Here is a 25,880-nt window from a genome sequence, read left to right on the forward strand (position 1 = left end):
GGTGCGGGCGCGGCGCGGGGGGGGGGGGGGGGGGGGGGTGGGGGGGGGCGGGGGGGGGGCGGGGGGGGGGGGCGGGCCCCCCCCCCCCGGGGGGGGGGGGGGGCGCCCCCCCCCCCCCCCCCCGCCCCTTCGCGTACCGCCTCCGCGTTCACGCCTAGAACGTGTACTGCGGATTCACCTTCATGCAGGCCTTCTTGTCCTCGCCGTTGAGTGCGTCCGCGCTCTCCGGGGCCTTGTCGGGCTTGTTGTCGCCCTGCTGCTTCGGGTACTCCGTGCCGCTGCGCCAGTCGTTGCCGACCACGAGGCGCAGTTCGGAGACCGAACGGGACTCCTTGACCGCGCTGTCGGGCAGGCCCAGTGCCTTGGCCATCGCCAGGGCGTCGCCCCGAGCGGCCTTGCCCGGGTAGCTGATGGTGGTGTCGGCCTGGGTGCTCAGCGCCGAGTCGGTGTCCGCCGCGGTGTAGCCGAGAGTGGTCAACTGCTGCTGGATGACGCTCGCCCGGCCGGACACCGGGCCCGAGACGCTGCTGTTGGTGCCGTTCTGCACGACGACCTTCAGCTCGCTCTTGGGAGTTGACGCCTTGGGGGCGGGCGAGGGCTTCTTCTTCGCGTCCTTGCCGTCCAGCGCGGTGTCGTTGCGCAGCAGGGCGAAGGTCTGCTCCGCCTCGCCCGGCTTGGGCATGACGTAGCTCTCGCCGGGGCCGTACTGCCAGGGCATGGTGACCATCGTGATGCGCTTGGTCGGTACCCGCTGGAGGTCGCCACCCAGGTCGTACAGCTTCTTGACGCTGCCGAGGCCGTCGTCGACGGTCAGCGCGGCGGTGGCCGCCTCCGCCAGATCACGCAGCTGGCCGGGGTTGGTGAGCTTGGTGCCGGCCTTCAACTGCCGGACCATGGAGTTCATGTACATGTGCTGGGCCTTGGCCCGGCCGATGTCGGTGTTGTCCTCGAAGCCGTAGCGGGTACGCAGCCACTGCAGGGCCTGGACGCCCTTGACGGAGTGGGTGCCCTCGGTCAGCCGCAGCCCGCTGCCGTGCCCCTTGCGGTCGTGCGAGTAGATGTTCTTGTCGACGCACACCGGGACTCCGCCGATGGCGTCCGCCATCTCCACCACACCGGAGAAGTCGACCATCATGAAGTGGTCGATGTAGATGCCGGTCAGCTCCTGCCAGGTGGCGAGCGTGCAGCCGGGACCGCCGTGCTGGAGCGACTGGTTGATGGCGGCCGTGGTCTGCGGATAGACCTTCCCGTCGTGCGGGTCGGTGCACTTGGGTATCGGCACCCGGGTGTCCCGCGGGATGGAGATCACCGACATGTTGCTGCGATCGGCGGAGACGTGCAGCAGCATCTGGACGTCGGCCAGCGGCTTGCGGTCCGCGTCCTGACGGGCGCCGCCGAGCTTGATGTTCTCCTTGTTGTCCCGGCCGTCCGACCCGAGCAGCAGGATGTTGAGCGGGCTCTGCCCGAACGCGTTGGGATCGGGCTTCTTCAGTCCGCCCGCCGACAAGTCCCTGCGGTCCTTGCGGAGTTTGGAGTTGAGGTGCTCGTAGTAGAGGTAGCCGGCGCCCGCTCCGGCCACCAGCAGCAGGGCGAGGCTGATGGCGGTCCAGCGCAGCACCTTGCGGCCTTTGCGCCGGCGCGGCCGCCCCCCTCTGCGGTGGCTGCCGCCGCCCTCGTCGTCGGGCGGCACGCTGCCGCTGCCCGGGGGCGGCGTCCAGCCGGGCGCGTCCGGCGGCAGCCCGCTCTCGTACGGGCCGTCGCCCGCCGGATCCTGCGCGTCCGGCCGCCGCCGGCGTGTTCTGTCACCACGCACACTGCTCTGCCGCATTCGGCCCTCTCCCCGTTGTCAGTCATGTGGTGCACTCGGCGCCTCGGCGGCAGCCGGATCACGCTCTGTTCACTTGGCGCAGATGTTCTTGTCATCCGCGTTGACGTTCTGCACCCCGTCAGGGGTTTCGGTCGGTGCCTCGACCGGCGTGCCCGGAGCCGTGAAGTCCTTGCCGAGCACCAGCTTCATCGGGACCCGTGAACCGGCGTCCTGCGACGACTTCTTGAGCGCGCTCTTGGGCAGTCCCAGCCAGTCGGCCAGGGTGGCGGCCTGGTCGGCCTGGTTCGGGGCGTATTCGAGGCGCGTCGCGTCCAGCTTCTCCGGGGCGTTGCCGGCGTTGGTGGAGAGCTTGGCGGCCTTGGTGTTCTGCAGCCAGTCCACGGTCTCCTGCGCGGCGCCGAGCGGCCCGCCGCCGTTGGTGACGTCGACGCGTACGAGTTCCGGCGGAGCCTTCTTGACCGGCCCGGAGGCCTTCTTGCCGCCCTTGCTCTTGCCCTTGGACAGGGTGTGGTCCGCGCGCACCATCTGGAACAGCGGATTCGCCTTGCCCTCGTCCAGTACGACGGTGGCCGGGTCGTCGGGGTTGTCCAGGACCGGCACCGTGGCAAAGGTGATCTTGTCGATGTCGACCTTCTTGAGGTCGGTACCGAGGTCCAGCAGCTTCTTCGCGCTGCCGATACCGGTGTCGACGGTGAGCGCCTTGGTCGCCGCCTGGCTGATGTCCAGCAGCTTGCCCGGGCTGCTGAAGGCGCTGGACTTCATCTTGCGGATCATCGAGCTGAGGAACTGCTGCTGGAGCTCGATCCGGCTGAGGTCGCTGCCCGTGCCGATGGTGTGCCGGGTGCGCACGAACGCCAGCGCCTGCTCGCCCTTGACGATGTGCTTGCCGGCCTTCAACTTCAGGTGCGACTTGGGGTCGTTGATGTCCTTGGCCGCGCACACCTCGACGCCGTCGACCGCTTCGGACAGCTCCTTGACCGCGTTGAAGTCGGCCATCATGAAGTGATTGATCTTCAGCCCGGTCATCTTCTCGACGGTGCGCCAGGTGCAGCCCGGATCGCGGCCCGCCTGGCCGAGGCTCGTGTTGAAGCGGACCCCCTGCTCGCCGGGGATCGTCTTCTTCGAGCCGTCCGGTTGCGACGTCGGGCAGTTCGGGATGTCGGTGATCATGTCGCGCGGGATGCTCAGCGCGGTCGCGTTCGTACGGTCCTTGGAGACGTGCATCAGGATCGTGGTGTCCGCGTGCCCGACGCTGCCGGCGTCGCCGTAGCCCTGGTTGCCCTTACCCGAGCGGGCATCGGTGCCGATGATGAGGATGTTGACCGGCCCGTCGGACACCGCGTCGTTCTCGACGCCGACATCGACCTTCGAGATGTTGCCGTCCAGCTGCTGGTAGATGAAGTACGCGCCGCCGCAGCCGGCGACGAGGACGAACCCCACCACACCGGCCGTCCAATACAGCGCCTTCTTCTTCACCGACTTCTTCGGCTTGGCCTTGCGCCGGCCCGCTCGGCCCGCCTCGGCCGCCGCGGCGACCCGACCTCGGCCGCCACGCCGCTCCGCCCGGCCACCGGACGGGCGCTCGTCGGCCTCCTCCGCGGCACGGCCGCCCCGGCGACCGCGCTGGGTCGGCAGGGGACGGGTGTCGGTGTCCCCGCCCTCGGCACCCGCGTTGCGCGCGGCGCGTCTTGATCCGGGCGTCCTTCGGACGGAGGGCCGCTCCGCCGCTTGACCGGCAGGGTCAAGCCGCAGCTCGTAATTGCCGGTGTTCGGATCGAACACCCACTGATCTGCGGGATCGACATTGTCGCCCGCCCGCCCACGGCCTTGCGCGTCCACGGTGCCTTGAGTCCTCCGTCGGTGCCACGCGGCGCCATCCCCTCAAGGCGCTCGGTCGGTCGATTGTGCATTACGTGCCTGGCCGGACCCGCTGGTCGAGCGGACCGGATCGCTCACACTATCGGCCCAGTTCAGCGCCTAGCGACGCCCGTGACAAATTCCACTTCCCTACAACTGGGCATTCCGCCCAATCCATTCGAGTCGTTGAGCGTACCTTTGCATCGTTTTTATTCGCAGATCCCGCGCTCCGCGGTGGTTCCGGGAAAGGTCGGGTCCGAACTACCGGACGGCGAGGGCGTTCCGTCCGGTTTGCCGTCCGAGCCGGTGGTGTTCGAGGGGTCCGGTGAGGATGTCGCGCCGTGCGGCGACGGGGCGTTCCCCGTACGGGCCGCGTCCGCGTCCCGCACGGGCTCCACCTCCACCGGCAGGTCCTTGCGCAGCTGGCCGAAGAGCCGTTTGGCGTCCGGCTGCACCAGCTCGTCGCGATTGGCATCGAAGCGGTACTCCTGACGTGGCACGGTCAGGAACTGGACCCGCTCGGTGGGAATGCTGCGCATGCTGCGGACCAATTCGTACAGGCCGGTGAGCGAGGCCAGATCTTCGTCGGTGGTCAGCGAACTCGTCGCGGCATCCAGCACCGGATAGAGCCGGGTCGGATTGAGCAGCACACCATTACTCTGCACTTTCTTCACGAGAGCGCCAAGAAACTGCTGCTGCCGTTCCATACGCTGGGTGTCGCTCCCGTTGCCCATGCTCTTGCGTGCCCGGACGTACCCGAGCGCCGCCTCACCGCGCAGCGTCTGGCGTCCGGCGGGCAGCACCAGATGCGCCGCGGGATCGTTGACGGGCCGCGGCAGGCAGACATCGACGCCGTGCACCGCGTCCACCATCTTCTTGAAGCCCACGAAGTCGATGATCATGTGGTGGGTGATGCGGATTCCGGTCATCTTCTCGACCGTGCGGATCGTGCAGGCGGCACCGGCGAACTGGAAGGCCCAGTTGAACTGCACCGTCTGGGAGTCGACCTGCTTGCCGTCCGAGCGCTTGCAGCGCGGCACCTGCACCATCAGGTCGCGCGGAATGCTGACCGCCGTCGCGCTCTGCCGGTCCCCCGCCAGATGCAGCAGGATCGTGGTGTCCGAGCGCTGGGTGCCGCTGTCCTCGCCGTACTTCCCGTTGCCGTCGCCGCGGTTGTCGGAGCCGATCAGCAGGACGTTCTCGACATCCGGCGGGCCCGCTTCCGGGCGCTCGGCCTCGTACTTCTCCAGCTCGTTGCGGGTCGCGCTGTCGGTGCGGATATTGCCGTTCAGCTTGGTGTAGAGCGCCCATCCGGTGCCGGCCGCGACCAGCACGAGGGCGGCCACGCCGAGAGCCGCCCAGCGCATCAGGCGCTTGCGGTGGCGCGGAGTGCGCGGCGGGCCGGGCCCGTCGGAGGACGACCGCCGTCCGAGGGGCCACAGGGGCAGGCCCCGGTTCGTGGGGCGCTCCGCCCAGCGGGCGGCGTTCTTCCCGGCCGGCCGGTCGGCCCCGGGCTCCCCGCCCGGTGCGTGCGGAGCCTCCCCGGCACCCGCCTCCGGCCGCTGCCCCGCCGCGGGCTGCGGCGTCGGCGACGCGCCCTCCTCGGGGCCCTCGCGGTCGGAAGGGGTCTCCGGGCTCTCGGTCACGTGTGCGTCCATCCCTCACGGAGTCGGCGGCGCGCCCGCACGCGGGGCCCGGTCGATCAGAAGACGGACGAACCCCGTGCATGGTTGTACGTACGCAAGATCATGGACCGAAATGGGCGAACCAGCCCATTTCTACGGGTTTCCGGTCCGCCGGACGGGGGAGCCGGGGCCTCAGGAGCGTGGTGTCGTCACCGTGAACGTGGTCTTCTCGCTGGTCTCGCGGGCGGCGGTGCCCTCCGCGCCCAGCTGTTCGAGATGGCGGCAGAGCACCACGGAACCGCCGGTCGCCAGCGGCGCGTACAGCCCGTGGGACAGGCCCTGCCAGCTGTCGTAGGCCAGGCCCGACAGCACGCGGGGCGCCTGCGGCATCCCGCCGGCCGCCGCGTCGGCCACCGCGCGTTCGGTGATCGCCGCGCCGGTCAGCTCCTCGCCGTCGACGACAAGCGCCGGGGCGCCCGGATCGACCGGCGCGAACGGGACGAACCGGTCGCCCTGGGAGGGCACCTCCACGGCGTAGTCAGTGAAGCCCTCGGGCGTCTGCGGGAAACGCCCGCCCATCGGGCGCAGCGCCAGCGCCACCCGCTCCCCGGAACAGCCGCGGGCCGCGTCCAGGTGGTCGGGCCCGCTGACGACGAGGTCGGCCGCGGACGGGGCTCCGCCCACCTCCGCGACCACGCCCACCGACGAGCAGGCCAGCAGCCAGACGGCGGTCTGCCAGTGCGCGGGCAGCAGCAGCGCGAGCCGGTCGCCGGGCTCGGCGGCGAGATCGCCCTGGAGGTAGTTGGCGGTCTTCGCCACCCAATTGGCGAAGGTGGCGACGGACAGTTCCACGCGCTCACCGGTGGCGTCGTCGTAGAAGGTCACGAGCGGGCGGGCCGGGTCCGCGGCGAGCGCGGAACGCAGCAGGTCGGCGGGGGTGCGATCGGTGGCGTTCATCGTGGCCAGATTACGCGCGGCGCCGATTGACGCTCCGTCGGGCGCAGCGGGGGACGCCACCGGTTCGGCCGATGCCCCGTCAGATCACCGATGGCGCGTTCCGCCCGGCGGTCCCACGATTTGGCCATGCGTGCCATCTTCGTGACTTCGCTCGGCGCCGCGTGCGCGGTCGCCCTCGCCCTGCCCCTCGCGCTGCCCGCGGGAGCGGCCGCCGCCCGGCCCGCCCCGTCCTCGCCGCCCGACCGGGCGGTGCCCGGCACCACCCGGTCCCTGCCGGTGGAGCGCCTGGGCGCGGCCGCAGGGAACACCTCCGACCGCGCCGCCGCCGCGGCCGGGCTCCGGGGACTCTCCGCACGCAAGGTGCAGCCCTTCTCCCTGCTCGGCGTCGTCTGGGACGACGGCCGCGCCGAACTCAGAGGCCAGGTGCAGGTCCGCACCCGCACCACCGGCACCGACATCTGGTCCGGCTGGCAGGAGGTCCAGGCCCACAACGACGACGCCCCCGACCTGGATGCCGCCGAGCGCCGCGGCAGCCGGGCCCGGGGCAGCACCGCTCCCCTGTGGGTCGGCGACTCCGACGCGGTCCAGCTGCGCATCACCCCCGAGACCGTCGACCGGGCACCGGCCACCCTCCCGGGCGGGCTGCGGCTGGAGCTCGTCGATCCGGGCGACGAACCGGAGACCGCGCGCGGCGTGCACGCCGGCCCGCCCGCCCCGCTCGCCCCCGCGACCCCGGAGGCCGCCGCGAGTTCCGCGGTCAACGCCCAGCTCGCGCCGCTCGGCGCCACCGAGATCCCGGCCCTGGACAAGGCCGCCTCCCGGAACGACGTGAACGCAGCGGACGGCAGCCCGGCCGGCGCCCACCCGTACATCGGGCCCCGCCCGCGGATGGTCACCCGGGCCGGTTGGGGCGCCGACGAGAGCCTCCGCGAGAAGGCGTTCGCCTACACCTCGACCGTGCGTGCCGCCTTCGTCCATCACAGCGCGTCCGGCAACAACTACACCTGCGCCCAGGCGCCTTCGGTGCTCCGCGCCATCTACCGCTACCACGTCAAGACCAGTGGCTGGCGGGACATGGGCTACAACTTCCTCGTCGACAAGTGCGGCACCATCTACGAAGGCCGCGCCGGCGGCGTCGCCAAGCCGGTCATGGGCGCCCACACCCTCGGCTTCAACCACGACAGCATGGGCGTCGCGGTGCTCGGCACGTTCACCACCATCGAGCCGCCGCAGCCCGCCGTGGACGCGATCGCCGCTCTGACGGCATGGAAGCTGGGTCTCTACGGGGCCGACCCGCAGGACATCGCCCGGCTGAAGTCCAGCGGCGGCAACCGCTTCAAGAAGGGCGTCGAGGCCAAACTGCACGTCATTTCCGGCCACCGGGACGGCTTCAACACGCAGTGCCCCGGCGACCGCCTCTACGACAAGCTGGGGGCCACCCGCATCGCCGCCGCCCAATTGCAGGGTCGCTGAGGCGGCCACCGGCCGGTTACCGTCCGGTTGGCCCACCGCTGAACCGACCCCGCACACGAGACGTCCTACCGACCACGGAGCCGCCCCCCACGGCGGAACATCACCGGAAAGCGTCTGCCTACACTGGTCGGCCGATCGCCGACCCCAGCAGGAAGCAGTGAAGACAAGGTGACTGAAGCGATCCTTCTGGTCGGCGGCAAGGGCACGAGATTGCGCCCGCTGACGGTGCACACGCCCAAGCCCATGGTGCCGGCGGCCGGTGTGCCGTTTCTCACCCACCAGCTGGCCCGCGCACGGGCCGCGGGCGTCGAGCACATCGTCCTCGCCACCTCCTACCTCGCGGAGGTCTTCGAGCCGTACTTCGGCGACGGCTCGTCCCTGGGACTGCATCTGGAGTACGTCACCGAGGAGGAGCCGCTGGGCACCGGCGGCGCCATCCGCAACGTCGCCTCGCGGCTGCACTCCGCGCCCGGCGACCCGGTGCTCATCTTCAACGGCGACATCCTCACCGGCCTGGACATCGAGGCGCTCGTCGACACCCATCGCACCACCGGCGCCGATGTCTCCCTGCATCTGACCCGGGTCGAGGACCCGCGCGCCTTCGGCCTGGTGCCCACCGACGACACCGGCAGGGTCACCGCCTTCCTGGAGAAGCCGCAGACGCCCGAGGAGATCGTCACCGACCAGATCAACGCCGGCGCGTACGTCTTCAACCGCTCCGTCATCGACACCATCCCGGCCGACCGGCCGGTCTCCGTCGAGCGCGAGACCTTCCCCGGACTGCTGGCCGACGGCGCCCACCTCCAGGGCATGGTCGACTCCACCTACTGGCTCGACCTCGGCACGCCCCAGGCCTTCGTGCGCGGCTCCGCCGACCTCGTCCTGGGACGCGCCCCTTCCCCGGCCGTCCCCGGCCGCTGCGGCGACCGGCTGGTCCTGGAGACCGCCGAGGTCGCCCCGGACGCCAAGCTGACCGGCGGCACGGTCGTCTGCGCCCGCACCACGGTCGGCGCCGGCACCCGCATCGACGGCAGCGCCGTCCTCGAAGGCGCGGTGATCGAACCGGGCGCCCGCATCCAGGACTCACTGATCGGCGCCGGCGCGCACATCGGGGCCCGCACCGTCCTGGACGGCGCGGTCATCGGCGACGGCGCGCGGATCGGCGCCGACAACGAGCTGCGCGGCGGCATCCGTGTCTGGTGCGGCGCCGACATCCCGCCCGGCTCGGTGCGCTTCTCCTCCGACCAGTAGGCGCTGCGGGGCAGGCCGTGACGCGCAGCACCTCCGCGCGCGCCCACTGCCCCCTCGCCCGATCGCCTAACCTGGCAAGATGCCCGCCCGCACCTGGGTCCCGCCCGGCCCCTACGACCTGCACCGCACCCTGCGCGTGCTGCAGCGCGGACCGGGCGACCCGGCCTTCGCGGTGCGCGGCGAGGAACTCTGGCGCGCCTGCCGCACCCCTCAGGGCCCCGGCACCCTGCGCGTCGCCGCCCGCCCGGCAGCGGGAGCGGTCGAGGCGGAGGCGTGGGGTCCTGGTGCCGACTGGCTGCTGGAGCGGCTGCCGGTACTCCTCGGGGAGGCCGACGACCCGGAGGAGCTGACGGCCAGACACCGCATCGTGCACGAGGCGCGCCGCCGCCACCCCGGCGTCCGGCTCGCAAGGACGGGCCTGGTCCTGGAGTCGCTGATCCCCTCGATCCTGGAGCAGAAGGTCACCAGCGACGAGGCCTACCGTGCGTGGCGGCTGCTGCTGCAACGGCACGGTGAGCCCGCCCCGGGGCCGTGGGAGCGGATGCGGGTGATGCCCGATCCGCGCGGCTGGGCGCTGATCCCCTCCTGGGAGTGGCACCGCGCCGGGGTCGACGCCAAGCGCTCGTCGGCGATCCTGCGTGCGGTACGCGTCGCCCGCCGGATGGAGGAGGCCGCGCGGATGGACCTCGCCGATGCCACCCGCCGCCTGACGGCCCTTCCGGGCATCGGCCCGTGGACCGCGGCCGAGACCCTGCAGCGTGCCCTCGGCGCACCGGACGCGATCACCGTCGGCGATCTGCACCTTCCGAAGATCATCGGCTATGCGCTGACCGGCCGCCGCGGCACCACCGACGAGGAGATGCTCGAACTGCTCGCGCCCTACGAGGGACAGCGGCACCGCGCGGCGCGGCTGATCCTGCTGTCCGGCCGCACCCCGCCGCGCCGCGCCCCGCGCTTCCCGGTCGGGGACATAGCCCGGCTGTGAGTCCACCGGCGGTGCCACGCCCACGACCGCGGGGTGCGGCGCACCGCGTGCGGCGTCAGCGCACCACGACGTGGTCCGCGCCGTCCCGGGCCGGCCGCTCCCGCGGCGGTGCGGCCGGGCGGCCCACGGCCACCGCGCCCATCGGATCCCAGTGCGCGGGCAGTTCCAGGACCTCCCGTACGACGTCCCGGCAGAACATCGTCGAGGACACCCACGCCGAACCCAGCTGCTCACCGGCCAGCGCGACCAGGAAGTTCTGGATCCCGGCGCCGTTGGCGACGACGAACATCTCGCGCTCGGCGGCGTTGCGCCGCGCGTCGGGGTAGGTGTGCGAGCCGTCCATCACCATGCAGGGCACCACCAGGCAGGGCGCGTTGCGCAGCACATCGCCGCGGCGCACCCGCTTGACGATCGACTCCTCGCTGAAGCCGTCCGCCCGCAGATCCGCGATCCACGCCTCCCGCATCGCGTCCAGCAGCCGCAGCCGGCTGTCCGCGGACTCCAGCAGGACGAACCGCCAGGGAGCGGTGTGGTGCGGGGCCGGGGCGGTCACGGCGGCGGCCACCGCGCGGCGCACCGCGCCGCCGTCCACCGGCTCGTCCAGGAATTCCCGGATCGTCCGCCGCAGCGTCACCGCCTCCCGCACGGCCTCGGAGGTGCCGAGCCGGAACATGTCCTCCCCGGCGTCGCGCACCAGCGCGTGCGCGCCGTCCGCCGCGTCCGCCTCCTCGACCAGCCGGGGCAGCCCGCGCAGCACCGCGACCGGCAGTCCGTCGGCCTTGCCCTTCACCAGGTCGCCCGCCGCGGCCAGCTCGTCGGCGGTGGCCACCACCGTCGCGCTGAGCGGATTGCCGTACGCGTCCACGCCGCCGCGCAGATCGTCCAGCACCCGCACCCCGGCCGCCCCGATGGCGACGTCGGTGAGCCCGCTGCGCCACGGCCTGCCGAACGTGTCGCTGATGATGACGCCGACCTCGACGCCGAGCGCATCCCGGAGCCCTGCCCGGATGGCGCGGGCCGAGGCGTCCGGGTCCTCCGGCAGCAACAGCACCGTCCCGGCGGGGGTGTTGGACGCATCGACACCGGCCGCGGCCATCACCAGGCCCTGCCGGTTCTGGACGATCCGCAGCGCACCGCGGCGCGCAACGACGCGTACCGTCTCCTGGTCCACCGCCGCCTCACGGTCGGTGGCCTCCACCACCCGGCCCTCCGCCTTGCTGACGATCTTCGAGGTCACCAACAGCACGTCGCCGTCGGCGAGTCCGGGCAGGCCCTCGCCGGTCGCCGCTGCGGCGATCACCTTGACGAGGTCGTCGCCGGGCCGCACCTCGCCGATGCCGGGCAGCGCCCAGACCCGGTACGCGGGCACCTCGGCGGTCATGCCCGGACCTCCTCGGCCAGCGCCAGCGCCTCGCGCACCATCGCGGCCGTGGCCTGGTCGTCCGTCATCATCAGCGGGACGGCCCGGCAGCGGATACCGGCCGCCTCGACGTCGTCCACGGCGGCCGCGTCGACGGAGTCGACCAGCCAGCCGTCCAGCAGCCCCGAGCCGTAGTGCTGTGCCACGGCCGCGGCGGTCGCCTCGACGCCGACGGCGGCCAGCACCTTGTCGGCCATGCCGCGCACCGGCGCGTCCCCGACGATCGGCGAGAGGCCGACCACCGGCACACCGGCGTCCGCGATCGCCTCGCGGATGCCGGGCACCGCCAGGATCGTGCCGATGCTCACCACGGGGTTGGACGGCGGGAAGAGCACCACGTCGGCCTCGGCGATGGCGTCCAGCACCCCGGGGGCGGGCTTGGCCTGGTCGGCGCCGACCGGCACCACGGCGTGCGCGGGCACCGAGGCGCGCAGCCGCACCCAGTACTCCTGGAAGTGGATCGCCTTGCGCTCGCCGTCCTCCTCGACCGCGACATGCGTCTCGATCCGGTCGTCGGACATCGGCAGCAGGCGCACGCCGGGCTTCCAGCGTGCGCACAGCGCCTCGGTGACGGCGCTGAGCGGATAGCCGGCGCCCAGCATCTGCGTCCGCACGACATGGGTGGCGAAGTCCCGGTCGCCGAGCCCGAACCACTCGGGGCCCACGCCGTAGGCGGCCAACTCCTCCTTCAACCGGAAGGTTTCGTCGGCGCGGCCCCAGCCCTGCTCCTCGTTGATGCCGCCGCCGAGCGTGTACATCACGGTGTCGAGGTCGGGACACACCTTGAGCCCGAACAGATGGATGTCGTCACCGGTGTTGCCGATCACGGTGATGTCCGCGTCCGGAGCCGCTGCCTTCAGTCCCCGCAGAAAGCGGGCGCCGCCGATACCGCCGGCCAGAACCACAATGCGCATGACGACAGTGTGTCAGTCGGCGAACGTCAGGGAGCGGCGGTCTCCCGCGCCGGCGACGCGCACCGGGCACTCGCGCCGTGCCCGGCGGCGTCCGAGGCGGGGAGCATCGGCATCTCGGTCAGGCCGGGGAAGTAGATGTGCAGGCTGACGGCGGGAGCCAGGGCGTCGTTGACGACCTCGTGGACGTAGCCCGGGGCGAAGACCCGCTGGGCGCCGGCCCGCAGCGTGTGGTGCCCGGCGCCGGCGCGCTCGGTCAACTCGCCCTCCAGGACGGTCAGCACACCGGAGGACTGCCCGTGGTCGTGCCGGCCGCTGCCCTGCCCCGGCACCCAGCTCAGCAGCCAGACCTCGTAGCCCGGCCCGACGCGCAGCCGGTGGTACCAGCGGGTGGTGGTGTCGTAGCGGACGAGCGGGGCCCAGGAGGCGCGGTCGGCGGCGATGGAGCGGGCCAGCCCCGCGAAACCGGCGACGGTGGCCGGGTGGGCCGGAACGGGCGGCAGCAGGTGGGGGATGGCGAGCGGGTCGCCGGCGATCTGGACGTCGCTGTTCATGTGCTTCGGGTTCCTCGGCGGAAGTGCTGGGGGCGGTCGCGCTGGGCGGCCTCCCAGCGGTAGCTGGGGGAGGGGTGCGGCACGGCGCGGGGCTTCCCTGTGGGGGGCACGGCGCGATGGCGCGGAGCAGGGGCGCTGCTGGGGTGGTGCGAGCGAGAAAGCTGGAGCTCAGTGGCTTCGACAGCTGGAACAGCGACAGCGAGCCTGCGCAGCGCAGAGCGACCCGTAGGCACGGGTCAGGCGGGGCGCGGGGGTCACTGGCATGCGGTCAAGGAGACCGGGTTCACGTCGCGATGTCAACTGGATGTCGGGTTTGCCGCACATCTTTCACCTCATCCGGTTACGCCGCCCGGCGAAAGGTTTGTGCAGTTGCCGGTCAGGAGAAGTCGCCCATCAACCGCGCCTTCAAACGCCGTTGCCGTAGTGATCTCGTGATGCGTTTGTGATCTTCCCCGCTTCGGTGTGCGCGATGCAACGGGAGTGCCGCCCCGGAGCGTCTCGCTTAGGAGAACGCGTGCCGGGCACCCGGTCGCGGAAGCGTCTTCGGATGCGACTGCAGTGTGTCCTGGTTTTTGGTGATTTGAACACTTTCCGCATACGCTTGGTTCCGCAGAGTGAATAAGAGGCCCAATAGCAGATCTCGGCTTGACTGGCCCGGATCAGCACACTTGTAATTTCACTCGTGTCGTTCAGCCGTTATCGATCACGGCGAGATCACGGGGACGCCAAGCCAACGGGGACGCAAAAGACAGACGAGGGGCGCACATGACCGAGCTGTTCCAGGAATTGCTGGTCGAGGAGGCGGACGAGGAGCTCGGCTGGCAGGAGCGCGCGTTGTGCGCCCAGACCGACCCCGAGTCCTTCTTTCCGGAGAAGGGTGGCTCCACCCGCGAGGCCAAGAAGGTCTGCCTCGCCTGCGAGGTCCGTTCCGAGTGTCTGGAATACGCCCTCGCCAACGACGAGCGCTTCGGAATCTGGGGCGGCCTGTCCGAACGTGAGCGGCGGCGACTGAAGAAGGCCGCTGTCTGAACGTGACACGGCAGCCCGGAAAACGCACGGCGCGCGGCCCCGCCGCCGCACCACCCCAACTCCCCATATCCCCCTATAGCGAACACTCCGCCTCCAGCGTCCTGAGCGCCGGAGGCGGACTGCTGTGACGGAGCCGGTCGGCCCGCCGGTGCGAACCATTAGTGTGGGGCCCCGTCCGAGACGCGCCGACGCCCCCCGCCGGGCGCGCGCGTACCCAGGCGAGTAAGTCCGATGTCCGTCGCAGTGTCTTCCGGGGGCGGTGGCCGCGAGCGACTTCGCCGCGGGTCCCGAACTCCCGGGTCCGGAGGGCCCGTACCTCGATGTCCGTGCACAGCCAGTCGGCGGCCCAGCCCGCCTCATATGCAGCCGCCACGCCAGAGTTCCCGCGGCACGTCGTCACCGCCGTGATCGTCTCCCATGACGGTGCCCGCTGGCTGCCCGACGCGCTCGCCGGCCTGCTCGGCCAGGAACGCCCGGTGCAGAACGTCATCGGCGCCGACACAGGCAGCGCGGACGAGTCCGCCCGGCTGCTCGCCGAGGCCATCGGCGACGAGCGGGTGCTGCATCTCGCCCGCCGCTCCGGATTCGGCACCGCCGTCGACGAGGCCGTCCGCACCGCCGGCGTGCTGACCCCCGACGACCTGCCCTACCTGCGGCGCCCCAGCGGCTGGGACCCGGTCAGCCGCACCTGGCGCGACGACGCCTACGACATGCCCGAACTGCCGCACGGCGAACCGGTCCAGTGGCTGTGGCTGCTGCACGACGACTGCGCCCCCGCGCCGGACGCCCTCGCCGAGCTGCTGCGGGTCGCCGACTCGAGCCCCTCGACGGTCATCGTCGGCGCGAAGCTGCGCAGCTGGTACGACCGCCGCCAGTTGCTGGAAGCGGGCGTCACCATCGCCCGCAGCGGACGCCGTTGGACGGGCCTGGACCGCCGCGAGCAGGACCAGGGACAGCACGACCAGGTGCGCCCGGTGCTGTCCGTCTCCACCGCCGGCATGCTCATCCGCCGCGACGTCTACGAGGAGTTGGGCGGCTTCGACCGCCGGCTGCCCCTGATGCGCGACGACGTCGACCTGTGCTGGCGCGCCCACGCCGCCGGCCACCAGGTGCTCATCGCGCCGGACGCGATCCTGCGGCACGCCGAGGCCTCCGCCCGCGAACGCCGCCCCATCGACTGTGTCGGCCGCTCGGTCGCCAACCCGCACCGTGTCGACAAGGCCGGCGCCGTCTACACCCTCCTCGCCAACACCCGCGGCGCGCTCCTGCCGTACGTCCTGCTGCGGCTGCTGCTCGGCACCATCCTGCGCGTCGTCGCCTACCTCGTCGGCAAGGTCCCCGGTCAGGCGCTCGACGAGCTGGCCGGGCTCTTCGCCGTCCTGCTGCGACCCGGCAAGGTCCTCGCCGCCCGGCGCAGACGAGGCCGGCCCGCCGTGGAGGCGGCCGACCTGCGGCCGCTCTTCCCGCCGCCCGGTGCGACCGTGCGCGCCACCGTCGAGCAGGTCGCCGGCAACCTCGGCGGCCGGGCCGCGCCCGATGTTGCGTCGGCCGGCCGGCACGGCGCGGTGGAGTCGGGACCTGGCGGTGACGACGCCGACTTCCTGGAGGTCGAGCAGTTCGCCCGCCTCAAGCGGATCGCCCGCAGGCCCGGCCCGGTGCTCTTCCTGCTCCTGCTGCTGGTGTCGGTGATCGCCTGCCGCGGACTGCTCGGGTCCGGCGCGCTGACCGGCGGCGCCCTGCTGCCCGCCCCCGCGCAGGTGTCCGACCTGTGGGCGGCGTACTTCGACAGCTGGCACGCGGTCGGCGTCGGCGACACCGCCTCCGCGCCGCCCTACCTGGCGGTCCTCGCGGTGGTGGCGACCTTCTTCTTCGGCAGCACCGGCTTCGCCCTCACCCTCCTGCTGGTCTGCTCCGTCCCGCTGGCCGGACTCACCGCCTACTTCGCCTCCCGCCCGCTGGTCGCCTCCCGGCTGCTGCGGGCCTGGGGCAGCATCGCGTACGCCTTCCTGCCCGCCGCAGCGGGCGCGCTGGCCGGCGGCCGGCTGGGCACCGCGGTGCTCGCCATCCTGCTCCCGCTGATGGCGCGCGCCGCCGTCGCCGCGAGCGGACTGCGCCTGCCGTCCGGCACCCGCCCCAGCTGGCGCGCCACCTGGGCGTACGCCCTGCTGGTCACCTTCACCATGGCCTTCACACCGGTCGTCTGGCCGATCGCGGTGGTGCTCGGGATCGGCCTGCTGGTGCTGCGCTACCGCGACGGCCGCCGTGAACTGATGCTCGGCCACGCCCTGCGCTTCCTGGCCGTGGCCCTCGCGCCGCTCCTCGTCCTCGCCCCCTGGTCGCTGTCGCTGCTCACGCAGCCCTCGCGCTTCTTCCAGGAGGCCGGGCTCGACTACGGCGCCGGTTCCGCCTCCGTCCTCGACCTGATCGCGCTCAGCCCGGGCGGGCCGAAGGCGGCCGGCAGCGTGCTGCTGATCGGCGTCGTGCTGGCCGCCCTCGCGGCGACCCTGCGCGACGCGCGCCCCACGGCTATCCGTACGGCCTGGGCGGTCGCGGTGACCGCGCTGCTGTTCGCCGCGCTGGGCAACGGATCCGGCTGGACCGGACCCGCCATGCTGATCTACGGCCTGGCACTGCTGTGCGCGGCCGCGGTCGGCGCCGAGGGCATCCGCACCCGCATGGCCACTCTCGGGTTCGGCTGGAAGCAGCCGGTCGCCGTGCTGATCGCACTGGCCTCCGTCCTCGCCCCGGTCTACGCCGCGGTCAGCTGGATGATCACCGGCGCGGCCGGCCCCCTGGAGCGGCGTGACCCGGTGCAGGTCCCGGCGTTCGTCGCCGAGGAGTCCGGGACCGCCGACCGGGCCCGCACCCTGGTCCTGGGCGGTAGGTCCGGGCGTGTCGACTACACCCTCGTCCGCGGTTCCGGCGCCCGGCTCGGCGACGCCGACCTGGCCGCCGAGGCCGGCGAGAACGCGCGCCTCGGCGGCATCGTCGCCAACCTCGTGGCCGGCTCGGGCGCCGACCAGACCAACCAGCTCGGCGGCTACGCCGTGCGCTACATCCTGGTCCGCGACGGCGCGCCGCGCGAGATGGGCCGGGTGCTGGACGCGACGCCGGGCCTGACCCGGCTCAGCCAGGAGGACGGCAGCGCCCTGTGGCGGGTGGACCGGCGGGTCTCGCGGGTCTCCGTCGTCGCGGGCGCCGCCCAGGACGGCACCCGCGCGGGCGAGGCGGCCGCGCCGATCCCGGTACCGGCAGGCCCCGTGGAGGCGCACACCGAGGTACCCGGCGGGACCGACGGCCGGGTCCTGCGGATCGCGGACGCGGCCGACGAGGGCTGGCAGGCCACCCTCGACGGCAAGCCGCTCAAGCCCGTGACGCTGGACGGCTGGGCGCAGGGCTTTGCACTGCCCGCGGCCGGCGGCCGGCTCGACCTCACCCATGAGAACCCGATCGGCCACACCGTCTGGCTGGCCGTGCAGGGGCTGCTCGCTGTCGTCCTGGTGGTGCTCGCGCTGCCGGGCCGCCGCCGCGAGATCGACGACGACCTGCCCGAGGACACCGGTGCGGCGACCGCCGCACAGGCCGCGGCCGGGGCCACCGGCGAGGGCCGCAGGGCCCGCAGGCTGCGCGCCGCTGCCCAGGCGGCAGGAGCTCCCGAGGCCGGCATCCCGGCAGCCCGTACGGGTGAGGAGCCGGTCGACCCGATGGCCGAACCCGCCGGCCCGATGGCCGGGGCGATTCCGGGCCAGGGCGCGCCGCAGCCGGGCGACCCCTACGCGGCGGTGCCGCAGCAGCAGTCGTACGAGGACTGGCAGGCCGTCCAGCAGGGACAGCCGGAAGGGCAGCCGCCGTATCCCGCGGCCGATCCCTACCAGGCGGGGCAGTACGGCCGGCCCCCCTACCCGGAGGCCGACCCCTACCAGGCCGACCCGTATCCGGCGGACCCGTACCAGGCCGGCCAATACGACCCGTACGGCTACGGGCAGCAGCAGCCGGTCCACGACGGTGAGCAGCCGCCCCCGCCGCCCTACGACCCCGGCCAACAGCCCCAGCAGCCCTACGACGACGGCACGTCCTATTTCGGCTCCTACCCCGAGCCGCGCCGTGACGGGAGCGACCAGCAGTGAAGCGCACCATGATGTCCCTGATCGGCGCGACGGTCGCGCTCGCCGCCGTCACCGGTGTGGCCGCCGTGGCCGCGCCGGACGGCGAGGGGCAGGCCGCGCCCGGCAGCGGCTCCCGCAAGCCCGTACAGCGCTCCGCGCTGCTCTGCCCGGCCCCGACCTCCTCGGAGGTCGGCGAGACGACGTACACCGCCTTCGCCCCCACCGGAGCCGCGGCCGGCGCGGACGCGAAGAAGGGCACCGCCCAGTTGCTGCCGGCCGGCACGGTCGAGGAGAGCGGCGACACCGGCGGGAGCGAGCCGGGCAAGGACGGCAAGGACGACAAGGACGGCAAGGACGGCAAGGACGGCAAGAAGGAAGCCGGCAAGGGCGGTGACTCCGCCGGTGAGGCGGCCGCCGCGCGCCTGCGGATCGTGCCGCCGCGTGACAAGAAGCCTGTCGTGCCGCTCAAGGAGGCCGGCAAGCCGGTCACCACGAAGACCGAAAGCGCCGACGCTCCCGCGCTGGTGGGCGCCGCCGACGGCACCCTCGCTCCCGGCTGGACCGTGCAGCAGACCACGTCCGTCGCCGCCGGCTCCGGCCGTGGCCTGCTCGGGCTGACCTGCGCCGCGCCGGACACGACGTTCTGGTTCCCGGGCGTGAGCACCGCCCGGGAGCGTCAGGACTACGTCCATCTGACCAACCCGGACTCCACCCAGGCGGTCGTCGACCTCGAACTGGCCGGCAAGGACGGCCCGTTGGAGACGCCGGGCGGCGAGGACATCACGGTGCCACCGCACACCACCGTCCCGGTGCTGCTGTCGACCCTGACGGGCTCACCGACCACCAACGCGGCGCTGCACGTCGTCGCCCGGGAGGGCCGGGTGGGCGCCTCCGTGCAGGCCGGCGACGCGAAGCTGGGCAGTGACTGGCTGCCGGCCGCCGCCGACCCCGCGCCCGAGGCCGTGCTGCCGGGCATCCCGGCCGACGCGACCTCCGTGCGGCTGATCGCCGTATCCCCCGGGGAGGCCGACGCCGACCTGAAGGTGCAGCTGGACACCCCGACCGGCCCGATCGTCCCGGCCGGGCTGGAGACGCTGCACGTCAAGGCAGGGATGACCACGGCGGTCGACCTCAAGGACCTCACCAAGGGCGAGGCCGGTTCGCTGGTGCTGACGCCCGCCGACGGCGCGTCCAGGGCGCCCATCGCGGTCGCGGTGCGGGTCACCCGGGGCAAGGGCGCCAAGCAGGAAATGGCGTTCATCTCCTCGACCCGGCCGGTCGACAAGCGCGCGACGGCCGCCGACAACCGCGCCAAGGGCAGCACCCTCTCGCTGGTGGCTCCGGACAAGGGCAAGGACGCGAAGGTCAAGGTCACGGCCTCGGCCGGCAGCGGCGGCGGCACGTCGGTCAGCAAGACGTACACGGTCAAGGGCGGCACGACGCTCGCCGTCGAACCGCCGCGCCCGCGGGGCCTGAAGGGTTCCTACGCGCTGACCGTGGAGCCGCAGCCGGGCAGCGGGCCGGTCCACGCGGCGCGCACGCTGGCGCAGCCGCAGGGCGGCATCCCGGCCTTCACCGTCCAGCCGATGCCGGACGACCGGGGCTCGGTGGTGGTCCCGACCGCCGGCCAGGATCTGTCCCTGCTGACGGACTGAGCGTTCGAACCGGGGGTGCTCGCGAGCACGCGCGAGCACCCGGTGCGGGCGGTGGCTCCGGGCGTGCGGCCCGGCCTCAGTCCTGGCCGTACCGCGGGTCCACCGACTCCGGAGCGAGGCCGAGGAGCTCGGCGACCTGTTCGACGACGACCTCGTGCACCAGGAGCGCGCGCTCGTCGCGGCTCTTGGTGCGGATCTCCACCGGCCTGCGGTAGATCACGATCCGGTCCCGGTGCGGGCCGGCGGCCGGCAGTGACCGGCCCAGCGGCACCGTCTCCTCGTCCCCGCCCGCGTCGGGGCCTTCGTCGGGGCCGGACCCGGGGACGTCCAGCACCAGGAAGTCGACGTCCGAGAGCTGCGGCCAGCGTCGCTCCAGCCGGTCCCGGGAGTCGTAGACAAGATCGATGAAGGCGTCGGCGCGGGTCACCGACAGGGGCACCTGCGGAGGTGCGATCGGTCCGCGCATGCCGCGGCCGTGGCGGTCGCGGCGGCGCTGGCGCGGCTCCGACGGGCGGGGCGGTACGGGCGTGTCCATCAGCATCGAGCGTAGCCGTCGCGGGACCGCGGCCACCGTCGTGCGCGACAACCCGCGCCATGTCGCCCTGTGACCGGTCCGGTCGCGGTTGTGTTTGTTTCCATCCCCGCATCAGATCGCAGATCGCCCACGGAATGACATGAATTGCATCGAATGGCGACGGCATTCCTCGTCCCGGACCGCCCTTCGCCGCCCGCCCCACGCGGGTCCGGTCGAGCGGGTGCAGGTCAGACGCATCGGACGAAGCGGGACGACACGGTTGGGTGAGCCGGTGGAGAGTCGTCGCGGCCCGCTCAAGAGTGCGGTACCGTCCAACGTCGTGAGCCCTGTACGTCGCTGTTCGCGCACCGCGTGCGGCCGCCCCGCCGTCGCAACGCTGACGTACGTCTACGCGGACTCGACCGCCGTGCTCGGCCCGCTCGCCACGTACGCCGAACCGCACTGCTACGACCTGTGCGCCGAGCACTCCGAGCGGCTGACCGCCCCCCGTGGCTGGGAGGTCGTCCGCCTCGCCCTCGATTCGGGACCTGCCCGCCCCAGCGGCGACGATCTCGAAGCGCTCGCCAACGCCGTCCGCGAGGCGGCCAGACCGCAGGAGCGCGCCGCCGGCGGGACCGGCGGGCCGCAGACCACGGGTCCCGGCGGGCGGAACTCCCAGCCCATGGAGGTGGCCCGGCGAGGCCATCTGCGGGTGCTGCGCTCGCCCGACTCCTGATCCTCCCGGCCCCACCCCGCGCCCCGGGGTGGCCATCGACGCTTCGCAATCGGTTGCTGACGGAGCATTGACGCCGAGTTGTCGCGGACACGACCATTCCTGCACTCCCGCATGATCCGCTCGCGGTCGCGGCCCGTCCACGGGCGCCCTTCGTGACCGGGAGCGGCAAGGGGAGCCACCCGTGCCGGGAGGTCGCGTGTTCGTCCAACAGCTGGAGCCCATCGCCGACTCGCTCGCCCTGTCCGCCCTCGTCGCCGCAACTCCGCTGGTCACCGTGCTCGTCCTGCTCGGCGCCGTACGGCTGCGTGCCCACTACGCCGGCCTGACCGGTCTCGCCGTCGCCCTCGCCGTGGCCTGGTGGGGATACGGCATGCCGACCGGCCAGGCACTCGCCGGCGCCGCCCAGGGCGCGGTCTTCGGTCTCTTCCCCATCCTGTGGATCGTCGTCAACGCCCTGTGGGTGTACCGGATGACGGTCCGCACCCACCACTTCGACGTGCTGCGCCGCTCCTTCTCCCGGCTCTCCGCCGATCCCCGCATCCAGGCCCTGGTCATCGCCTTCTGCTTCGGCGCGCTCCTGGAGGCCCTGGCCGGCTTCGGCGCGCCGGTCGCCATCAGCGCGGTGATGCTGGTCGCGCTGGGCTTCGACCCGGTCAAGGCCGCGGTCGTCGCGCTGGTGGCCAACACCGCACCGGTCGCCTTCGGCGCCATGGGCACCCCCGTCGTCACCCTCGCCCAGGTCACCGGACTGCCGCTGGACGCGGTCGCCTCCGTGGTGGGCCGCCAGACGCCGCTGCTGGCCCTGGTCGTGCCGCTGCTGCTGGTCTTCCTGGTCGACGGGCGGCGGGGGCTGCGCGAGACCTGGGCGCCCGCCCTCGCCTGCGGCTGCGCCTTCGCCGTCGTCCAGTTCGCCGCGGCCAACTTCGTCTCGGCGCAGCTCGCCGACATCGGGGCGGCACTGGCCGGGGCCGCCGCTCTGGTCGCGGTGCCCGGCGCGCGCCGGCCGGCCGCCGAGACCGTACGGGCCGCCGTCCTCACCGGCGTCCGCAGCGACGACCTGGACACGGACGACGAGCGCCGCGAGATCGTCCGCGCCTACGCGCCCTACGCGATGATCGTCGCCGTCTTCTCACTCGCCCAGGTCCCCCCGGTCAAGGAGCTCCTGGCGCGGGCGACATGGACCTTCGACTGGCCGCTGCTGAACGTCGCCGGCCCCGACGGCACACCCGTCGCGGGCAACGGCTTCTCGCTCCCGCTGCTGGCCACCGGCGGCACCCTGGTGCTGCTGGCCGGCCTGCTCACCGCGGCCGTTCTCGGTGTACGCGCCGGTGCGGCGGTCCGGGAATGGGCCGCCACGGTCCTGGAGTTGCGGCACGCCATCCTCACCGTCACCTCGGTGCTGGCGCTCGCGTACGTCATGAACCTTTCCGGACAGGCCGCCACCATCGGCCACTTCGTCGCCGCGGCCGGCGCCGGACTGGCCTTCCTCTCGCCCGTCCTGGGCTGGTTCGGGGTGGCCGTCACCGGCTCCGACACCTCCGCCAACGCGCTCTTCGGCGCCCTCCAGGTCACCGCCGCCCAGCAGTCCGGGCTCGCCCCCGAACTCCTCGCCGCGGCCAACAGCTCCGGAGGCGTGCTCGGAAAGATGATCTCCCCGCAGAACCTGACGATCGCCTGCGCGGCGGTCGGCCTCGCGGGACGCGAAGGAGATCTGCTGCGCAAGGTGCTGCCGTGGAGCCTGGGCCTGCTGCTGGTGATGTGCCTGATCGTGGTCGGGCAGAGCACCGCCGTCCTGGGATGGATGCTGCCGTAGGCCGGCCGACGCGGGAGCGCGCCCGGGGGGCGGGCGCGTCGGCGACGCCCCCCCCGCGTGCGACGGCGCACACAGGCCGGATTCAGGGCTCGCGCACAGGCGGTGCGGGTAGGTTTGGGGCTCCGTAGAGACCTCAGGAGGGCTGGCTGTGGCTGATCTGTCGCGGATCGTGAAGGCGTACGACGTGCGCGGTGTGGTCCCCGATCAGTGGGACGAGACGCTGTCGGAGCTGTTCGGTGCGGCGTTTGCGGAGGTCACCGGTGCCGACGCGATCGTGACCGGGCACGACATGCGCCCCTCCTCACCCGGCCTCTCCCGCGCCTTCGCCCGCGGCGCCGCGGCGCGCGGGGTGGGCGTCACCGAGATCGGCCTGTGCTCCACCGACGAGCTGTACTTCGCCAGCGGGGCCCTGGGGCTGCCGGGAGCGATGTTCACCGCCTCGCACAATCCGGCCCAGTACAACGGCATCAAGATGTGCCGGGCCGGCGCCGCGCCGGTCGGCCAGGACACCGGTCTCGCCGAAATCCGCGCGCTGGTCGAGCGGTGGACGCGGGACGGCGCCCCGGAGCCGGCCGCGAAGACCGGCACGATCGTGCAGCGGGACGTGCTGGCCGACTACGCCACGCACCTGCGGTCGCTGGTGGACCTGTCGGGCATCCGACCGCTGAAGGTCGTCGTGGACGCCGGCAACGGCATGGGCGGCCACACCGTCCCCACCGTCTTCGAGGGCCTGCCACTCGAACTGGACTCCCTGTTCTTCGAGTTGGACGGCTCCTTCCCCAACCACGAGGCCAATCCGCTCGACCCCGAGAACATCGTCGACCTCCAGGCGCGGGTGCGCGAGGTGGGCGCCGACCTCGGCCTGGCCTTCGACGGCGACGCCGACCGCTGCTTCGTGGTGGACGAGAAGGGCGACCCGGTCTCGCCCTCCGCGATCACCGCCCTGGTCGCCGCCCGCGAACTCGCCAAGCACCCCGGCGGCACGGTCATCCACAACCTGATCACCTCCTGGTCGGTGCCCGAGGTCGTCAAGGAGCAGGGCGGCGAGGCGGTCCGCACCCGGGTGGGGCACTCCTTCATCAAGGAGGAGATGGCAAAGACCGGCGCGATCTTCGGTGGCGAGCACTCCGCGCACTACTACTTCCGGGACTTCTGGAACGCCGACACCGGCATGCTCGCCGCCCTGCACGTCCTCGCGGCCCTCGGCGGCCAGCCGGGCACCCTCTCGGAACTGGTCGCCCAGTACGACCGGTACGCGGCCTCCGGCGAGATCAACAGCACCGTCGACGACCAGTCCGGCCGGCTCGCCGCGATCAAGGCCGGGTACGCCGACCGCGAGGGCGTGACCCTCGACGAGCTGGACGGTCTGACGGTCACCGCCGCCGACTGGTGGTTCAACCTGCGCGCCTCGAACACCGAGCCGCTGCTGCGGCTGAACGTCGAGGCCCGGGACGCCGCCACCGTGGACCGGGTCCGTGACGAGGTGCTGGCGATCGTCCGCGCCTGAGCGTGACGGCTGCGCCCGAGCGTGACGGCGGGCGGCGGGCGCCGGACGGGCGGGCGCGGTGCACGGCAGTCGGGACCGGAGCGGAACGCGCTGCTCCGGTCCGCTGGCCGTCCGGCGCCGCAGCCCGCGCCACGCCGCCCCGCCCCCACCGGTCACCTGTAAACCACCGCCGAGCAGGCCCCGGCCCCCGGTCCGGCGGTAGGCTGGCTGAGCCGCAACCACCCCGAAGGAGCAGCCGCCATGCCGGTCGAAGCCAGCCTGATCGAGATCCTCGCCTGCCCGGCGTGCCACGCCCCGCTGAAGGACCGGACCGCGGCCGACCCCAGCGAGCTGACCTGCACCTCCGCCGACTGCGGCCTCGCCTACCCCGTCCGTGACGGCATCCCGGTGCTGCTCGTCGACGAGGCCCGCCGCCCCGCCTGACCGGGCGCCGCCGGGCCCGCCCCGGCACCGCCCGGCGTTCCCCCGCCCGTACCGGCGATCGGAGGCCGCGCACACCATGCTCGACGAGTCACTCCTCGACACTCCGGAGGCGCTGGCCGCCGCCGACCGCTACGGACTGCTGCGCGGGGTCGCCGAATCCGGCGCCCGGGTCCGTACCGCCGCCCGCAGTGCCGCCGATGCAGGCATCCCGGAACTGACACCCGACGGACGGCCCCGCGCCCTCCTCGTCGCAGGACCCGGCCCGGCCACCTCCTGCGTCGCCGACCTCCTGGAGGCGCTCGGCGGCGGCAGCTGCCCGGTCACCCTCATCCGGCCCACCGGCGTCGCCCCGCGGCCCGGCGCCCTGCGCTGGACCCTGCCCGGCTGGACCGGACCGCTCGACCTCCTGCTGCTCGCCGGACCCGACGGCTCCGACCCCGGCCTCGCCGAGCTGGTCGAGCAGGCCTACCGCCGCGGCTGCGCCGTCGTCGCCGTCACCCCGGCCGGCGGCCCGCTCGCCGACGCCGTCGTCCAGGCCCGCGGCCTCGTCGTGCCGCTGGCCACCACGCCGTACGACGCCGAGTTCGACGTCGAGGGCGCGCCACCGGCCGCCCCGGGCACCCTGTGGTCGGTGCTCATCCCGCTGCTCGCGCTCGCCGACCGGATCGGGCTGCTCCACGCGCCGCCCGACGACCTGAACAAGCTCGCCGACCGCCTCGACCAGCTCTCCGAGCGCTGCGGCCCGGCCATCGCCACGTACACCAACCCCGCCAAGACCCTCGCCGCCGAACTCGCCGACGCCCTGCCGCTCATCTGGACGGAAGGCAGCGTCGCCGGAGCCGTCGGCCGGCACTTCGCCACCGTGCTCACCGGACTGGCCGGCCGCCCCGCGATGGCCGCCGAACTCCCCGAGGCGCTCAGCACCCACCGCCCCCTGTTGGCCGGCGCCCTCGCCGCGGGCGCCGACCCGGACGACTTCTTCCGTGACCGCGTCGAGCAGCCCGCGGCCCTGCACGCCAGGGTCCTGCTGCTGCGCGAGCGGGAGCCGGGCCCGCTGTCCGCCACGCGCGCCGCCGTGGAACTCGCCGACCAGTGCGACACCGCCGTCAGCGCCCTCCAACCGGAAGGCGGCGACGATCTGGAGACCGCCACGGAGCTGCTCGCCATCACGGATTTCGCCGCCGTTTACCTCGCGCTCGCCGACACCGAGTGATCATGGAGGGGCCGGTCCCCGGC

The 25,880-nt window shown here is 73.1% G+C and carries 19 protein-coding genes; 11 read left to right on the plus strand and 8 right to left on the minus strand.

Going from position 1 to position 25,880, the window contains the following annotated elements:
* Positions 1-154: 154 nt before the first annotated feature.
* The 4 genes from ACGFZW_RS37380 to ACGFZW_RS37395 all read right to left on the minus strand — a co-directional run bounded on the left by ACGFZW_RS37380 (position 155) and on the right by ACGFZW_RS37395 (position 6,267).
* Positions 155-1,828, minus strand: a complete 1,674-nt coding sequence (locus tag ACGFZW_RS37380) for an LCP family protein (protein ID WP_393897798.1) — start codon at positions 1,826-1,828, stop codon at positions 155-157.
* A gap of 69 nt (positions 1,829-1,897) precedes the next feature.
* Complete coding sequence (locus ACGFZW_RS37385) at positions 1,898-3,667, minus strand: LCP family protein (protein WP_393897799.1); 1,770 nt, start codon at positions 3,665-3,667, stop codon at positions 1,898-1,900.
* Between the two features lie 227 nt (positions 3,668-3,894).
* Entirely contained in the window at positions 3,895-5,331 is a 1,437-nt protein-coding gene (locus ACGFZW_RS37390; protein ID WP_393897800.1) for an LCP family protein, read from the minus strand.
* 171 nt (positions 5,332-5,502) lie between these two features.
* Positions 5,503-6,267, minus strand: coding sequence for a TIGR03089 family protein (locus tag ACGFZW_RS37395; RefSeq protein WP_393897801.1), 765 nt, complete (start codon positions 6,265-6,267; stop codon positions 5,503-5,505).
* Between the two features lie 126 nt (positions 6,268-6,393).
* Between ACGFZW_RS37395 and ACGFZW_RS37400 the strand changes: the two genes are divergently transcribed.
* The 3 genes from ACGFZW_RS37400 (at position 6,394) to ACGFZW_RS37410 (ending at position 9,976) form a co-directional block, all read left to right on the plus strand.
* Positions 6,394-7,740: a peptidoglycan recognition protein gene (locus tag ACGFZW_RS37400; protein WP_393897802.1), complete on the plus strand. Its 1,347-nt coding sequence runs from the start codon at positions 6,394-6,396 to the stop codon at positions 7,738-7,740.
* 168 nt (positions 7,741-7,908) lie between these two features.
* The gene (locus tag ACGFZW_RS37405; protein WP_393897803.1) at positions 7,909-8,991 is read left to right on the plus strand and encodes a sugar phosphate nucleotidyltransferase; all 1,083 of its coding nucleotides are present in this window, start codon (positions 7,909-7,911) and stop codon (positions 8,989-8,991) included.
* A gap of 79 nt (positions 8,992-9,070) precedes the next feature.
* Positions 9,071-9,976 (plus strand): DNA-3-methyladenine glycosylase family protein, encoded by a 906-nt coding sequence (locus ACGFZW_RS37410; protein WP_393897804.1) that lies wholly within the window; start codon positions 9,071-9,073, stop codon positions 9,974-9,976.
* 55 nt (positions 9,977-10,031) lie between these two features.
* On the opposite strand, the gene ACGFZW_RS37415 is transcribed toward ACGFZW_RS37410, so the two are convergent.
* From ACGFZW_RS37415 to ACGFZW_RS37425, 3 genes are read right to left on the minus strand one after another with little or no spacing between them, the layout of a single operon-like run.
* Positions 10,032-11,357 (minus strand): coenzyme F420-0:L-glutamate ligase, encoded by a 1,326-nt coding sequence (locus ACGFZW_RS37415; protein ID WP_393897805.1) that lies wholly within the window; start codon positions 11,355-11,357, stop codon positions 10,032-10,034.
* Positions 11,354-12,310: a 2-phospho-L-lactate transferase gene (gene cofD, locus ACGFZW_RS37420; RefSeq protein ID WP_393897806.1), complete on the minus strand. Its 957-nt coding sequence runs from the start codon at positions 12,308-12,310 to the stop codon at positions 11,354-11,356. The genes ACGFZW_RS37415 and cofD overlap by 4 nt, the downstream gene beginning before the upstream one ends.
* A gap of 26 nt (positions 12,311-12,336) precedes the next feature.
* A complete protein-coding gene (locus ACGFZW_RS37425) occupies positions 12,337-12,861 on the minus strand; it encodes a cysteine dioxygenase (protein ID WP_393897807.1) in 525 nt (174 codons plus the stop codon).
* A gap of 765 nt (positions 12,862-13,626) precedes the next feature.
* Here ACGFZW_RS37425 and ACGFZW_RS37430 point away from each other — a divergent pair.
* The 3 genes from ACGFZW_RS37430 to ACGFZW_RS37440 all read left to right on the plus strand — a co-directional run bounded on the left by ACGFZW_RS37430 (position 13,627) and on the right by ACGFZW_RS37440 (position 19,651).
* Positions 13,627-13,890: a WhiB family transcriptional regulator gene (locus ACGFZW_RS37430; protein ID WP_003983763.1), complete on the plus strand. Its 264-nt coding sequence runs from the start codon at positions 13,627-13,629 to the stop codon at positions 13,888-13,890.
* A 320-nt stretch (positions 13,891-14,210) separates the two neighbouring features.
* Positions 14,211-18,017, plus strand: a complete 3,807-nt coding sequence (locus tag ACGFZW_RS37435) for a glycosyltransferase (protein WP_393897808.1) — start codon at positions 14,211-14,213, stop codon at positions 18,015-18,017.
* On the plus strand, positions 18,014-19,651 hold the full coding sequence (locus ACGFZW_RS37440; RefSeq protein WP_393897809.1) for a DUF5719 family protein: 1,638 nt from the start codon (positions 18,014-18,016) through the stop codon (positions 19,649-19,651). The genes ACGFZW_RS37435 and ACGFZW_RS37440 overlap by 4 nt, the downstream gene beginning before the upstream one ends.
* A gap of 76 nt (positions 19,652-19,727) precedes the next feature.
* Here the strand turns inward: ACGFZW_RS37440 and ACGFZW_RS37445 are convergent, their stop codons facing one another.
* On the minus strand, positions 19,728-20,186 hold the full coding sequence (locus ACGFZW_RS37445; protein ID WP_393897810.1) for a metallopeptidase family protein: 459 nt from the start codon (positions 20,184-20,186) through the stop codon (positions 19,728-19,730).
* Positions 20,187-20,457: 271 nt separating this feature from the next.
* Between ACGFZW_RS37445 and ACGFZW_RS37450 the strand changes: the two genes are divergently transcribed.
* The 5 genes from ACGFZW_RS37450 (at position 20,458) to ACGFZW_RS37470 (ending at position 25,857) form a co-directional block, all read left to right on the plus strand.
* Positions 20,458-20,901 (plus strand): DUF3499 domain-containing protein, encoded by a 444-nt coding sequence (locus ACGFZW_RS37450; protein WP_393897811.1) that lies wholly within the window; start codon positions 20,458-20,460, stop codon positions 20,899-20,901.
* A gap of 196 nt (positions 20,902-21,097) precedes the next feature.
* On the plus strand, positions 21,098-22,714 hold the full coding sequence (locus ACGFZW_RS37455) for an L-lactate permease (protein ID WP_393897812.1): 1,617 nt from the start codon (positions 21,098-21,100) through the stop codon (positions 22,712-22,714).
* Between the two features lie 148 nt (positions 22,715-22,862).
* Complete coding sequence (locus ACGFZW_RS37460; RefSeq protein ID WP_393897813.1) at positions 22,863-24,221, plus strand: phosphomannomutase/phosphoglucomutase; 1,359 nt, start codon at positions 22,863-22,865, stop codon at positions 24,219-24,221.
* A gap of 240 nt (positions 24,222-24,461) precedes the next feature.
* Entirely contained in the window at positions 24,462-24,644 is a 183-nt protein-coding gene (locus tag ACGFZW_RS37465) for a Trm112 family protein (RefSeq protein WP_393897814.1), read from the plus strand.
* 76 nt (positions 24,645-24,720) lie between these two features.
* Positions 24,721-25,857, plus strand: a complete 1,137-nt coding sequence (locus tag ACGFZW_RS37470) for an SIS domain-containing protein (protein ID WP_393897815.1) — start codon at positions 24,721-24,723, stop codon at positions 25,855-25,857.
* Positions 25,858-25,880: the final 23 nt, after the last annotated feature.

The sequence above is a fragment of the Streptomyces sp. NPDC048248 genome (assembly GCF_043201875.1).
Taxonomy (GTDB): Bacteria; Actinomycetota; Actinomycetes; order Streptomycetales; family Streptomycetaceae; genus Streptomyces.